We start from the raw sequence: 13437 nt of genomic DNA on the forward strand, positions 1-13437 counted from the left end.
CCTGTCCGCAGCGCTCGGCTCTCTCGTGCGACGCCCTTGCGCCGCCACGAGCGTGCGGGGAAGATGCTCGGGTGAGCGAGCCTTCCCAGAAAAAGCCAGTCATTCTGTCGGGTATGCAGCCGAGTGGTCTCATGACCATCGGCAACTACGTGGGCGCTCTGAGGAACTGGGTCGAGCTCCAGCACCAGTACGACTGCGTGTTCATGATCGTGGATCTGCACGCCTTGACGGTGAAGCAGGTCCCCGCCGAGCTGCGCAACCAGTGTCTCTCGTTCGCCGCCCAGTACATCGCCAGCGGCATCGACCCGGAGGAATCCGTCATCTTCCTCCAGTCCCACGTCTCCCAGCATGCCGAGCTCGCGTGGGTGCTGAACACGATCGCGTACATGGGCGAGCTGAGCCGCATGACGCAGTTCAAGGACAAGTCCCATCGGCACGAGGAGAACGTCAACGCGGGCCTGCTCACCTACCCGGTGCTCATGGCGGCGGACGTCCTGCTCTACCAGGCGAACCTCGTCCCCGTGGGGGCCGACCAGAAGCAGCACCTCGAGCTGACCCGGGATCTCGCCCAGCGCTTCAACCAGCGCTACTCGGACACCTTCGTCATCCCCGAGCCCTTCATCCCCAAGGTGGGGGCGCGGATCATGAGCCTCCAGGACCCGACGAAGAAGATGTCGAAGAGCGACGAGAACCCCGACGCTTACATCGGGCTGATGGATCCGCCGGAGGTGATCCGCCGCAAGATCAAGCGCGCCGTCACCGACTCGGGCACGGAGATCCGGGTCGACGAGTCGCGGCCTGGCGTGAGCAACCTGCTCACCATCCACACGGCGCTGAGCGGCAAGACGTTCGCCGAGCTGGAAGAGCACTTCCAGGGCAAGGGGTACGGGCACCTGAAGGAGGAGCTGGCCGAGGTGGTCGTCTCGGCGCTCGCTCCCATCCAGGCGCGCTACAAGGAGCTGATGGGCGACAAGTCCACCCTGGAGAAGATCCTCGGGGAAGGCGCCGAGCGTGCCCGCTTCCGCGCGCGCAAGACGCTCTCCAAGGTCCACCGGAAGATCGGCCTCGTTCCGGTGCAAGCGCCGCTCGCCCCGAAAAGCTCCATCCCCTAGGCTTCCGCGCATGAAGCGCTGGCTCCCCATCGGCCTCGTCGTCCTCGGCGTGGCCTTCATCGCGTACGCACTCTTCGGGGCCTCCGACAAGGACCGCGTCCTCGCCCTCCTGCACCGGGCGGCGGACGCCGTGCGCGTCGAGGAAGGGGACACGAACCCGGTGGTGCGACTCGGCCGGGTCCGCTCCGACTTCAGCGAGATCTTCTCGAAGGACGCCTCTGCCAGCGTGCCCGAGATCAACCAGCGCCTCCAGGGACGTGACGCGCTGGTGGACGCGACGGTCAAGCTCGGGGCGGTCTACGGCTCCGCGCACGTCACCCTCGACGACATCGACCTCCAGATGGATCCTGGAGGGCTCACTGCCGAGGCCAAGGCGACCGCCACGGTCACCGGCGCGCAGCACGGGCAGTCGGTGCGCCGGGACGAGCGCAAGGTGATGTTTCGCGCGGAGAAGATCGATGGAGACTGGCGGCTCGTCTCGGTGGTCGCGGGCTCGCGGCTGGGCACCGACGACGACGAGCCGTAGTCAGGTCGCCTCGGGGCTCGCTGGTGAGGCGCCTCGCGCGGGTCGCGATCCTCGTTGCACCACTTCCCACCAGCTTCCCACCAGCGCGCGCGCCTCGTCATCCAGCGACAGGGCGTCGGACACGAGCCCATCGATCGCTTCCTGCTCGGCGGCCGTGATTCCCTCGTTGCGATCTCCGAGCCGTCGTCCCAGCGCCGAGAGGGCGTGCACGGCAGGGTGGTCCGCAGGCGGTGCGGGCAGCGCGCGGAGGTGGGAGATCTTCACCTGAGGCATGCCCTGCCGCGCATCCCGCTGGCGATGGTAGTGAACCCAGCGCACGGGCGTGGAGTTCAGGTACAGCAGCAGGAAGTGCGCGCCGTACTGCTCGTCCGCGAAGCCTGCCAGGATGGAGTTCCGGAAGGCCTGCCCATCCGAGAGTGCCGCCAGGGGGAAGCGCGCCGTTTGCCGGATGAGCAGGTCCACGGTGCGCCACTCCTGGGCTGGGCGGAAGCGGGTGTCGAAGGCGTCCGGATCGCAGTAGAAGCGAGGGGGCTTGAGCAAGCAGGGGGCGACGTCGCTGCCGGCCCGCAAGCCCACCGTGTGCGTCGCGTCGGGCTGGAGCACGAGCTTTCGCGTGTCGGCGGCGCTCGTCTGGAAGCCGCGCTCGCCGAAGAGCCGCGGGGACAGCCGGGGCAGCGTGTCGAGCCGTGCGAGCAGCTCGGCCGTCCTCGCGTCGAGATCGGAGCTGGCCAGGTGCCATCGCGACGATGGGGGGCGAGGGGCGGACGGTGATGCGTGACGGCGCGTGGAGAGCAAGCCCATGCTCGGCTGGAACACGCCTTCGAAGGCGCGCTCCCCGAAATCGGGGAGGGCTTCATCGGCCCTGCACAGCGCGTCGTGTGCGCGGCGGGTCGGCTCGTAGCCTGCGAGATCGGACATCGAGGTGGGCAGCACCAGCCCGAGCCGGCCTCCGGGCCTCAGCAGCGTCGCCATGCGGTGGACGAAGAGCCCCTGGAGCGTGCGGTAGCCCGAGAAGGCGGTGCTGAGTTCGGCATGGAGATCACGCAGGGGGTTGGCGATCGGCTGGGCTGCCCTGCCGGCGTAGGCCACCCAGGGGGGGTTGCCCACGAAGGCGTCGAAGCCTCCGCGCTCGGCGAAGACATCGGCGAACTCCAGCTCCCAGTGCAGGGGGCCGTGGCGCTCGCGCAGCTTGTCGAGCCGGTGGGTGAGTTCGGGGTCGAGGTCGCCTTCCAGCAGCCGCGGGACGAGGGGAGGGAGCTTTGCCAGCACCCGTGGCCTCGCGCGCCGTTCTGCCCAGAGGAACGTCGCGAGGATGGTGTCGGCGAGGTGGCGGGTGGGGATGAGCGCCTGGTCGGCGCACGCGAGGGCGTGCTCCCGGGTCAGGGTGCCTTCACGAAGGGCACGCCGGCTGGCCGCGGCGCTCGCCGTTGCGCGCTCCAGGGCTTCGATGGCCACGGGGTCCTCCCGAGCATGACGTCGTCGCGGCGTCAGGGCGGCGATCTGGGCGCGATCGAGGCCCAGGATCGCGTCCCCCCGCTGGAGGGCGTGTGCGAGGAACGGAGGGCGCCCGTCCGGTCCCAGTGCGAAGAGGCCCAGGGAGATCCGGGCGATGTCCACGGCGAGCGGATCCTTGTCCACGCCATGGAGGGCGTGCTGCGCGACGAGGTAGTGCGCTTGGGCACGCCGCGCCTCCGCCGTTTCGAGCCCGTGCGTGACGCCTGCGTCTTCCCACGCCGTCAGCAGCGCCTCCGCCAGCTCGCGGCAGGTCTCGAGCAGGAACGCGCCTGCTCCCATGGCGGGATCACAGATCCGCAGGGCGAGGATGGCCGCCGGGGTGCGCGCCTCGGCGAGGAGAGGCGCGAGCGCTCGCGAGACGATCGCGCGTGCCATCGTGCGCGAGGTGTAGTGCGCGCCAGCGCGCCGGCGGGCATCCCCGGCGGTGATGGAGAACCCTCCAGCGCCGTCCAGCTTCAGCTCGACCCCGAGCAGCCCCTCGTGCAGCGCCCCGAGCCGATCGACTCCGAGCGACGGATCTTCCGGGTGGACTTCGGGCGCGGCGAGGTGGGACAGCACCCGCCGCAGCACCGCATCCGGGACGGTGGGCAGCGTGGGCGCCTCGGGAAGCTCATCCTTGCTGCCGGCAGGCCGCCCTTCGAGGAACGGATGAAGGTGGGGATCGAACAGGCATCCGCCATGCGGGAGAGGCAGCGCTGCGCCCGTCGGCGTGTGGGCTCCTCCGTGAACCGCGCGTGTCAGCGCGAGCAGCGCGGACCATGCGCGCTCCGGCGTGCTGAACAGCGTCGACAGGACCAGGCGCTCCGGGGCGACACGCTCGACGACGAGCAAGACGAGCAGCCGGAGGAGGACCGTGGTGAGGCCTCGCGTGAGGAGCGCTTCCTGTCCCGCGAGGAGCCGACCGCCAGCGTTCACATCCGCCTGCAAGAAGGCTTCGCCCAGCTCGCGGAGCGCCAGCAGGGCGTGATCGCGGAACCGCCGGGCCGGGCGAGCCTGGGACGGCCCGACCGAGGGGCTGGCCTTGATCCTCGCGACGGGCCGGGAATCGCCTCGATCCAGCTTCCCGTCGGACTGGCAGTCTTCTCCCCCCGTCACGGGGAGTGTTGGCAACACGCGCGGTAGCATCGCCGGATGCAGGCGCGTGGCGCAAGCGGGTCGCCGTGGATGGGGCCTCGCGGAAGGCCTCGCCGAGGTGGCAAGCGTGCTGGGCCGGGCGGTGTGCTCCAGCATGAACGCCGGTGTTTCGCGCTTTTCCGTGGGTGAAGCTGGGTCAGGCTCGTCGGGTCGCGGGGCTCGGTCAGATCCCGGCGCGCCCGGCGATACGGGCGCACCGTCGTGTGGCGCAGGGCGCGCTCACGGCTTGGGGTGCGAGAGCAGGAAGTCGAACACCCCGGTGCCGAAGGCGGACGTGAACGAGGGGAGATGGCTGCCGCCCTGGATGCTCCACAGTGCAGCGTTCACCCCGGAGGCACAGCCGCCGAAGGTCTGCGTGGTCGTCTCGGCACCGCCGATGTCTGCCTCCAGATCCAGCGGCTCTCCCGACGTCGGTGATGCGTCGCAGCCCCCCAGCTCGGCCCAGTGCTCCACCGAGGCGAGCGCGCTCGGGTACGCGATCCCCGCGAAGGTGTCCCCCTCGTACTTGACGGTATCGTCGTCCGTTCCGTGGATCTGCAGCACCGAGACGGGCTCGGTGGCCGCGCACTGCGACGGCATGGACACCATCGCCCCGGCGAGGCTGACGACGGCGGCGACGAGATCGGCGTGGTCGCACGCCATGCGGTAGGACATGAAGCCGCCGTTGGAGTGGCCGACGAAGTAGATCCGCTTCGGATCCACCGCGTAGTGCGCCTGGATCTCCTCGACGAGCTCCCGGAGGTACGCGGAGTCGTCGACGGTGCTGCCGTGGAAGTTGCAGCAGGCGTCCGTCGCGTTCCAGAAGCGGCTGCCGTCTGGATCGGTCGTCCCGTCGGGGTGCGCGTACAGGAACCCGTGCGCCTCGGCGAGTGGCCGAAACTGGAAGTACAGCTCCTGGAGCCCTCCCGATGCCGTGAACCCGTGCAGGAGGATCACGAGGGGCGCGGGCGTGTCCTCCTGGTATCCCGAGGGCACGAAGACATCGACGGGCCGGTCACCGCCGAACACGTGCGACGTCCCGCCAGCGCCGCCAGCGCCGCCCGCGCCACCCCCTCCCGCACCACCTTCCCCTGCGGGGCCACCCCCTGCCGAGCTGGTGGCATCGTCGTCGGAGGAGCATCCCGAGCTGAGAGCCGCCGCACCCGTGAGTGCGACCGCGAGCAACGTGGCGGGGAACATGCGCATGGCCTGGCCATACCTGCGCACCCGGGGTCCGGCAAGCCGCCCGTGAGCCGACCGGAGTGAGCCTCTTTCGCGCGATGTCTCAGCCCCGCGGTGGGCGCATGCGGTTCCGGAACCACGAGCGGTAACGTTGCATCTTGACCCGCTGAGACCACGGCGCGCGGCGCACGCAGGGGCCCGCCTCGTCGCTGCCCTCGGGAGCCCCCCAGCGCACCTCGACGCAGTCGTTGGGGTTGTAGGCCATCTCCAGCGCCTCGGCGCGTGCCACCACGTCACCGAGGGTCAGCGCGTACTCGGTGCCGTTGCTCCGGGTATAGGTGACGGTGCGCGCCCCGAGTTCCTCCGAGAGGACCCGCTCCAGCTCGGTGCGCACCTCGGCCGGGGTCCGGCCCGCGGGCATCGCGTACCGAGCAGGGAGCCGCTCCACGCGCGCCGGCAGGCCACGCACCACGTCGATGGCGATCAAGAGGCGGAGATCCCGCGACGGCGTCGAGAAGTCCTCCCACGGGCCCATCGTCTCGAAGATCTCCGCGCCCTTGGGCATGTCCACCGAGGGGTTGCCCTGCGCCACGTAGTCCTGCCCGTTCTTCACGGACAGCACGCGGCCGCGGACCTGCTCGTCCAGGGCCTGGATCGTCTCCATCAGGGCGCGGCGTGGGTCCAGCGGCGCCGGGGAGAGCACCGCGTCGACCTTGTCGTAAAAGCCCTCCACCCCGCGGAGATGCTGGTCACGCGAGTAGTCGCCGTAGACCTCGTGGCGCGCGATCTCTTCGTTCGTGAGGGGTCGGAGCCGGCCTCGCTCCCGCATCAAGGGGCGAAACCGCTTGAAGCCGGCGCCTCCGAGCGAGGGCTCGACCGCGAAGAGGAAGTTCCCGCGCCAGAAGCGCCGCCGCGCGACCGTGCCGTCGGGCTGGCCGTCGACCGCCAGCAGGACGCCGCCCGCGTCGTCGGTCTGCGGCACGCGCTTCGTCACCATCAGCACGTGCCCGTAGGGATCGGCGTACACCGTCCCGGGCCGCAAGCTCTGGGCGGTGAGTGCGACCGAGTAGTAGTCGCCTTCCTCGGACTCCGAGGGCACACGGCTGCTCCCCGAGTGCACAGTGTCTGCCACGGTGACGCGGAGGAAGTGGTTGAACGCCTGGACCAGGCTCCGGGCCTTTCCGGAGAAGCGCTCGTCGCTGGAGCGGAACCGCCTGCAGCTCGGCGGTGCGCCGTACCCGCCGCGGGTGCACGCCGAGAAGCCGAAGGCCAGGCCACGCTTGAAGGCGAAGTACGCCCGCAGGAAGTAGGGCAGATCGGCGCAGTCCGGCTTGAGGGAGAGGCCGCGCGGAGGCGGGTCGTCCTCGCCCTGGCCGAGATGGTTGTGGAGGAGGTTGCGCCTGTCGTCCCGCAGCACCTCCTGGAGCGCACGCCAGGAAGGTTGCTCGGTGAGGGGGGCGTCGAAGAGCCGCTCGATCCAGGCGGAGTAGAGGTCCTCGTCGGCGCTCGTCCAGGCCCGCGCGCTTTGCCACGTGGTCCCGCCGGCGGCGCCGTCGGTCGTGCGAAACGCGGCGGGACCGACGGCCGAGGCGACGCGGATGTCCTGACACGCCAGGATCTCGCGCCCGCGGCCGAGCACGACCCGGTAGGTGCCCGCTCTGGCCGCGGCGATGTCGGCAGAACGCCACCAGGGCGGGCCGCCCCCTTGGGCGACCTCGAACGGGGCCGTGGCGCTCTCGGGCGACCGGATGTCCAGCGCACCCGCCGCCTCGGGGATCGGCTGCGACGAGACCACCACGATCCGGAGCGGTTCCCCCTCGCGTGGCGCAGCGGGAGAGACGAACAGCGTGACGTCGGCGCTCGTCTCGCAAGCGGCTCCCGTCGGAACGTCGGGTCTCGCGAGCGCGGTGGTCGCCGCAGCCGTCGCCCCGGCCCGCGCCGCGGTCGCGACGGCCGCCATGACCCGAGCCGGCGGCCCTGGTGGGTTCCGGCCCCACGCGCCCGCGAGGAGCGCATCGACCGACGGACCCACGTCGGAGCAGCCCGAGAGGAGCAGGGCGAGCAGCGCCCATCGCGACATGCGGACCCTTCTAACGCGCCCCGTCCTCCAAGCAAACTCCCGGGATGAGGCCTGGGCGCGAGGTGCGCTCGCCCCCATCCACTCGCGCCCCACCAGGGAGGCGGGCTTGACGCCCCAGGCTGCCATCGGGAAGACTCCCGTCATGCGCCCGCTCCTCCCCTCTGCTGCAGGCTTCCCGCTGCTTCTTGCGATCGTCGGTTGCAACCAGCCCTCCGCCGCAGACAACGCGGCTCCAGCGGACAAAGCTTCCACGGCCGCGCCCGAGGCCGCGAAGCCGGCGGCGGACGGAGCCATCCCGGCGGATGCCAAGCGCATCGAGATCGCGGTCGTGGACGAAGGGTTCTCGCCGTCGACCCTGGACCTGAAGAAGGGGGAGACCGTGGTGCTGCGCTTCAACCGGACCACGAAGAGCGGGTGCCTGAACGCGATCGAGATCCCCGACCTCGGCGTGAAGAAGGAGCTGCCCTTGAACACGCCGGTCGAGGTGGCGATCACCCCTCAGAAAGAGGGCAAGATGACGCTCCAGTGCTGGATGGCCATGGTGAAGGCCACGATCAACGTCACCTGACCCCTCGCTGACGGACGCTTGTGACGCGAGGCGAGTGGACCTCGGTCCCCTCGCTGGACGCTCAGCTCACTCGGCTCAGAGGACGACCCAGAGATCGGCAGGCTGGCGCAGCTCGGCCGCGATGCGTGACGACTCGTGCTCGTGCGTCGGCGAGGCCTCCGTCACGTGCGCAGGATCCGCGCTCGCCGCCGCACACCGATCCACCGTGACGCGGAGCACCTCGCGGACGTCCGCAGGGGTGAGCGGTCGCTCGGCGTGCCGGTACCCGAACGAGAGCGCGCGCTCGACACAGGCCACACAAGGCGTCGTCGCCGCGCGGAGCCGGAACAGCAGCGTCCCGTCCGGCCAGCCCAGCGTCCGCGCCTCCACCGTGATCACCACGCTCTCCCCATCGCGCAGCACCACGGTCCCCGTGGGCTCCTCCTGGCCACAGCGCCGCCGCACCAGGAACCAGTACCGATCCACCAGTCGCTCCGCTTGCGTCGGAATTTCACGGTCGTCTTTGCGATCCATGCTCCTCCTTCGATGGCGAGAAGCCTACGACCGATGCGGTCCGGGCGCATCTCCTGTGAGGGACGGAGAATGTCCAGAGGACGAAGAATGTCCCGAAGACTGCCGCAGATTTCCAGCGAGCACCGAGCGACGTCAGCCCTGTAGCAGGACTTCGCGCCCTCTCAAGGCGTACCGAGCGACATCAGCTTCACCTCGGCGATGTTCACCTTGTTGAACCGCCCCGCGGCACCACCGTTCCCGGTGTAGAGCGAAAAATGCCCGAAATCGCTCATGTTCCCTGACGCGGCGTCCTCGCGGACGACCAGCGTGTAGCTCTGACCTGCGGTGAGGTTCACGGGCACGAAGTTCGAGTCGCGCCACTCGGACCAGTTCGACAGGTGCGGCATGACGAGCTGACCGCTGCCCACCAGGTTCGCGCCTTGCCAGACCTCGACGGCCTTCACGCCACAGGTGATGCCGGTGTTGTAATTCCCCGCGCCGTTCCCTGCGACGGCCTGCACCAGGTGACGACCCGTCTGCGTGGCGGTCACGTTGATGATCGTCAGCGTGTCGCCGCGGTCACCCCAGTCCTCGTGGTGCCAGTGACCGTGGTTGTTCACCAGGCTGCCACCGACCGCCGCGAAGCCCTGGGCGCCGAAGCTCTGCACGCGCTCGCTGTTCGGGCCCCAGTAGCACCACGCGCGCGCCCGGTGCGACGTATTGCCCGAGGCGCCGAAGACGGCCTCCACGGTGTAGCAGTAGGTCCGGGTCGCGTGCGACGCGCTGTTCTGGTCCACCCAGGTTGTGGTGCTGCCCGGCAGGCCTGCTGCGACGAGGGCCCCGTCGCGGTGCACGTTGAACGTCACGTCGGCCGCGGCTTCGCCGATGGACCAGGTGAGCTGGACCCGGTTGCCGACGATCTCCCCGCCGCTGATGCTCGGCGGACGAGGGCTGAACAGGTTCCGGTAGTCCGTCAGCCCCGCGCCTTCGAGCAGCGTGATGCTTCGCGCCGACGTCGTGCTCGGGCCCAGGACGATCTCGAACAGGTTGTCCCTCGCCAGCGCCGCCGGCTCCACCAGATCGGTGCCCACATCCTTCCCGTTCAAGCGCACCGACTGCACCGTGAGCAGCCCGCCCTCGCCCACGTCGGCGGGCAGGTCCACGGCGACCGACAGGTTCTTCCCGCGGTAGTGGAGGTTGCTCAGCGCGATCCGCTCCGCCCCGGCGAACAGCGTGGTGCGCAGCCCACCCGTGATCTTCGGCAGGAACCGCACGCCCGTGGGCGTCGCTTCCAGGCCGAAGAGCACGTCGTTCACCATCCCCAGGTGACCCGCCACGCTCCAGAGCTGCCGCTGCGAGTTCACCACGGGTCCCGAAGCCGCCCCGTCCTCCACGTAGGCCTGCCCGGTCACCACCTCGAAGTTCTCCATGTGCGACAGGTTCAGCGCCGCGCCGCGCAGGAGCGAGTGCACCGCGTTCTCGAGCGCCGCGGCGTTGCCCACCTTGGCCGCGGCCTTGGCCCAGAACGCCGTCACGAACGGCCAGATCCCGCGGTTGTGGTAGATGGGCGTGTCCTGCTCCTGCGGCCATGCCACGGGCGGCCCCTTGGGCAGGTGCGGGTAGCTCGCCACGATGCGCTCGGACTGGGCGGGCGTCGCCACGCCGTAGAGAACGGCGAACGCCGAACCGAGCAGGTCGAAGCGGCTCGTGGGGACCTGATCCAGCGAGCCGGGGATGAAGGTCGAGAACATGCCGCTGTCCTCGATCCAGAGCCGCGTGCGGAGCGCCTCGCGCAGCGCGCCGGCCCAGCCCGCGTACCGCTGCTGCGCCGCCGGATCCCCCTTCTCTTCCGCGAGCTGCGCCGCGAGTTCGAGCATCACCAGGTGGCCGATGTTCGTGCTGAGCGCCTTGCTCATCCCGATGTGCACCGTGTCCGTCGCCGTGTAGCCGGGGTAGGTCTGCTCGCGCCAGTCGAGGAACGACTGCTCGCCCCGGTACAGACCGTCCACCGGATCCCAGATGGCCAGCCGGTCCCGCTCCGCCGTGTTCACCAGGGCGGGGTAGGCGAGGTCCCGGAACGAACGCCGCTCCTCCCCGTCGAGGAAATCGAGCAGGTACTTCGCGCCGATGGCCCACACCACGCGGTCGGTCGAGATGGGCCAGCTCCCGCCACTGCCCGTGTCCTGCACGATCTCCGGCCGGGTCCCGTCGCGCCGATCGCTGATCTTGAACGCCAGCGAGTTCTTCGCGCGCGTCGGATCGAGCTGCCCGAGCCCCAGGGCCACGGCATACGCGGTGTCGCGGGTCCACACGTAGTTCCAGAGCCGCCCCGTCTCGAAGCAGCCGCCGGCAGGACAGGAGATGGGCTGGCCATCGTTGAACGCGTAGTCGGAGATGGCATCCACCGCGTTCTCTCGCGCCTCTTCCACCGCGAGCGCGTAGATGGCGTCGAACATCGCGTGCCCGGTGCGCACCACCGGCTGCCCCGGCTGCTCCACATACGTCCGCGGGTTCGCCGGCAGGTCGTCCCGCAGCGGACCGGTCGTCGCCAGGACGTAGGAGCGCGCGCAGCTCCCGGGATCCTGCACATCGACGGTGGCCTCGTACGGCGCATCCCGGAGCACGGTGCTCCCATCCGTCCCCTGACCTCGGCCTTCCACGCAGCCCGTGATCGGGCCATCGCCACCAGCGCCCCCGTCGCCTCCCTGGCCGCCCCCCCCACCAGGCCCCCCCGAGCTGGTGGTGGTGGTCGAGCTGGTGGTGGTGGTCGAGCTCGAGTAATCGTCGCCGCAGCCTCCCGCAGCGAGCACGGCCAGCGTGGTGAACAGAGAAAGACCGAGGGAAGATCGCAGGCTTCGCATGGGTTTGGCTGGCGCCATCATGGCGACCAGGGGAGGGGATGGGAAGCCTGGCCCGCCCCCGAGGTCGGCCTTTTCGGCCCGCCCCGAGCGGCCCCGGGCGCGACGATTCCAGCCAGCAGCGCCGGATTTCCAGCCAGCAGCGCCGGATTTCCAGCCTTCGAGCGGACAGCTCCTGCAAACGCTTCCCTTTTGCGTCTCCCTGGGTAGACTTCGCGCCCCCAACGCGTCTGGCGGTTCACCGCCCCGGTTTCCCGCTCCGGAACCTGCTTCGGAGACGCTGAGGGGCAGCGAGGTTCCCTCCCGGCTCGCTGTGCGCCCCTGGCGCAGTTCCCGCGTCCATCGAAACGGAGCGAAGGAAGGCAGTCTCTCGTGAATCAGAATCCCGGCATCATCGGCAAGAAGATCGGCATGACGCAGATCTTCACGGAGAACGGCGAAGTCATCCGCTGCACCGTCGTCCAGGCGGGCTGCGTGGTGGTGGGCAAGCGCACCGTCGAGAAGGACGGCTACAGCGCGCTCATCGTCGGCCTCGACGAGCGCAAGGAGAAGCACACCTCCAAGCCCCTCGCCGGTTACTACAAGAAGACGGGCGTGACCCCGAAGCGCCTCCTTCGCGAGCTGCGTTGCTCCCCCGAGCACGCCGCGAAGTTCGAGGTGGGCGGCGTCCTCAAGGTCGAGGACCTGTTCGAGGCCGGCCAGTACGTCGACGCCCAGGGCCGCACCCGCGGTCGTGGCTTCTCCGGCGTCATCCGCCGGTGGAGCATGGCGGGCTCGGTCAGCTCGCACGGTACCCACGAGTACTTCCGCCACGGCGGCTCGATCGGTACGAACATGACCCCCGGCCGCACCCTCCCCGGCCTCAAGATGCCCGGCCACTACGGCGACGAGAAGGTGACCACGCACAACCTGCGGCTCATCAAGGTGATCCCCGAGGAGCAGCTCATCCTCATCGAGGGCGGCATCCCCGGCCCCGAGGGGCAGTACGTGACCGTGCGCGTCGCCGTGAAGAAGGCGACCAAGCGCTGGGACGTCGCGCGCGCCGTCCACACGAAGAAGAAGAAGGGCGGCTCCTGAAGCCCTGACCGCGCGGGCACGACCCGTTGACCGCGCGGCCCATTGAAAGGCAAGAAGAGCTGACCGGAGAGCACGCAACCGCTCTCCGGATCAGCTCTTGGCTTTTTGGGGCGCCTCTTCAGGCCGCGCCCCTCGAAATCGGGGAAGGCCGCTCGTGAACCGCAGGAACAAGAACCCGTACAAGCGACCCGACGCCAAGACCCGGCAGGCCAAAGCCGAAGGCTACCCCGCCCGGAGCGTCTACAAGCTCGAGGAGATCGACCGTCGCACGCGGCTCCTCCGCGCTGGCCAGCGTGTGCTCGACCTCGGCGCCGCCCCCGGCTCCTGGTCGATGTATGCGGCGCAGCGCATCGGGCAGAACGGCAAGCTGCTCGCCGTGGATCTCTCCCCGATCAACGTCTCGCTCGGACCCTCCTCGCAAGCGATCCAGGGCGACGCGCTCGCCCTCGACAACGCCGACCTCGCCCTGTTTGCCCCCTACGACGTGGTCCTCTCGGACATGGCTCCCGCCACCACCGGGAGCAAACTCGCGGACCAGGCGCGCAGCTTCGACCTCTTCATGCGCGCCGCGGCGGTGGCGCGCGAGCTGCTCGCTCCTGGTGGCGCGTTCGTGGGCAAGCTCTTCATGAGCGACGACTTCCCCAAGGCGAAGGCCGCGCTCCAGCAGACGTTCACCGAGGTGCGCGTCATCCGGCCCGAAGGCACGCGCAGCGTCAGCTCCGAGGTCTTCCTCGTGGGCCTGCGCAAGAAGAAGCTCGACCCCCCGGCACCCGCGCCGCCGCCGCCCGCAGCTCCCTCGCCGACCGGCGGCTGACGCGGCGCCACGCACCCCATTGTGATACCGGTTCGCTCGGCCCGGGGGCGTGCCCCTGTCCCGGGTCTCGTTGCTGTGGTCGGGAGCTTTGCCCGTCTTC

The 13437-nt window shown here is 69.9% G+C and carries 10 protein-coding genes; 5 read left to right on the top strand and 5 right to left on the bottom strand.

Annotated features, from left to right (window positions below; all coding sequences use genetic code 11):
• Nucleotides 1-71: 71 nt before the first annotated feature.
• Together trpS and CMC5_RS17140 are read left to right on the top strand one after the other, a co-directional pair.
• Nucleotides 72-1112: a tryptophan--tRNA ligase gene (gene trpS / locus CMC5_RS17135; RefSeq protein WP_245678477.1), complete on the top strand. Its 1041-nt coding sequence runs from the start codon at nucleotides 72-74 to the stop codon at nucleotides 1110-1112.
• A 10-nt stretch (nucleotides 1113-1122) separates the two neighbouring features.
• Nucleotides 1123-1638, top strand: a complete 516-nt coding sequence (locus CMC5_RS17140) for a nuclear transport factor 2 family protein (RefSeq protein ID WP_050431447.1) — start codon at nucleotides 1123-1125, stop codon at nucleotides 1636-1638.
• Here the strand turns inward: CMC5_RS17140 and CMC5_RS17145 are convergent, their stop codons facing one another.
• The 3 genes from CMC5_RS17145 to CMC5_RS17155 form a co-directional block, all read right to left on the bottom strand.
• Nucleotides 1639-4266, bottom strand: a complete 2628-nt coding sequence (locus CMC5_RS17145) for an Eco57I restriction-modification methylase domain-containing protein (protein ID WP_156338662.1) — start codon at nucleotides 4264-4266, stop codon at nucleotides 1639-1641.
• Between the two features lie 240 nt (nucleotides 4267-4506).
• Nucleotides 4507-5472: a CE1 family esterase gene (locus CMC5_RS17150; RefSeq protein ID WP_050431449.1), complete on the bottom strand. Its 966-nt coding sequence runs from the start codon at nucleotides 5470-5472 to the stop codon at nucleotides 4507-4509.
• A gap of 79 nt (nucleotides 5473-5551) precedes the next feature.
• Nucleotides 5552-7528 (bottom strand): hypothetical protein, encoded by a 1977-nt coding sequence (locus CMC5_RS17155; protein ID WP_218920278.1) that lies wholly within the window; start codon nucleotides 7526-7528, stop codon nucleotides 5552-5554.
• A gap of 142 nt (nucleotides 7529-7670) precedes the next feature.
• On the opposite strand from CMC5_RS17155, the gene CMC5_RS17160 reads away from it, so the two are divergent.
• Entirely contained in the window at nucleotides 7671-8096 is a 426-nt protein-coding gene (locus tag CMC5_RS17160) for a cupredoxin domain-containing protein (RefSeq protein ID WP_050431450.1), read from the top strand.
• A 75-nt stretch (nucleotides 8097-8171) separates the two neighbouring features.
• On the opposite strand, the gene CMC5_RS17165 is transcribed toward CMC5_RS17160, so the two are convergent.
• Both CMC5_RS17165 and CMC5_RS17170 read right to left on the bottom strand, forming a co-directional pair.
• Nucleotides 8172-8609, bottom strand: coding sequence for a hypothetical protein (locus tag CMC5_RS17165; RefSeq protein ID WP_050431451.1), 438 nt, complete (start codon nucleotides 8607-8609; stop codon nucleotides 8172-8174).
• 161 nt (nucleotides 8610-8770) lie between these two features.
• The gene (locus CMC5_RS17170; protein WP_050431452.1) at nucleotides 8771-11449 is read right to left on the bottom strand and encodes an MGH1-like glycoside hydrolase domain-containing protein; all 2679 of its coding nucleotides are present in this window, start codon (nucleotides 11447-11449) and stop codon (nucleotides 8771-8773) included.
• A gap of 369 nt (nucleotides 11450-11818) precedes the next feature.
• Here CMC5_RS17170 and rplC point away from each other — a divergent pair, with 369 nt between their 5' ends.
• Together rplC and CMC5_RS17180 are read left to right on the top strand one after the other, a co-directional pair.
• A complete protein-coding gene (gene rplC / locus CMC5_RS17175; RefSeq protein WP_082362558.1) occupies nucleotides 11819-12523 on the top strand; it encodes a 50S ribosomal protein L3 in 705 nt (234 codons plus the stop codon).
• 154 nt (nucleotides 12524-12677) lie between these two features.
• Nucleotides 12678-13337, top strand: a complete 660-nt coding sequence (locus CMC5_RS17180; protein WP_063796294.1) for an SAM-dependent methyltransferase — start codon at nucleotides 12678-12680, stop codon at nucleotides 13335-13337.
• Nucleotides 13338-13437: the final 100 nt, after the last annotated feature.

This window comes from Chondromyces crocatus (assembly GCF_001189295.1).
GTDB lineage: Bacteria > Myxococcota_A > Polyangia > Polyangiales > Polyangiaceae > Chondromyces > Chondromyces crocatus.

Bases quoted from the DNA above. Each gene is read 5' to 3' on its own strand.
- CMC5_RS17140 (WP_050431447.1), top strand. From the start codon at position 1,123: ATGAAGCGCTGGCTCCCCATCGGCCTCGTCGTCCTCGGCGTGGCCTTC.
- CMC5_RS17150 (WP_050431449.1), bottom strand. From the start codon at position 5,472: ATGCGCATGTTCCCCGCCACGTTGCTCGCGGTCGCACTCACGGGTGCG.
- CMC5_RS17155 (WP_218920278.1), bottom strand. From the start codon at position 7,528: ATGTCGCGATGGGCGCTGCTCGCCCTGCTCCTCTCGGGCTGCTCCGAC.
- CMC5_RS17160 (WP_050431450.1), top strand. From the start codon at position 7,671: ATGCGCCCGCTCCTCCCCTCTGCTGCAGGCTTCCCGCTGCTTCTTGCG.
- CMC5_RS17165 (WP_050431451.1), bottom strand. From the start codon at position 8,609: ATGGATCGCAAAGACGACCGTGAAATTCCGACGCAAGCGGAGCGACTG.
- CMC5_RS17170 (WP_050431452.1), bottom strand. From the start codon at position 11,449: ATGCGAAGCCTGCGATCTTCCCTCGGTCTTTCTCTGTTCACCACGCTG.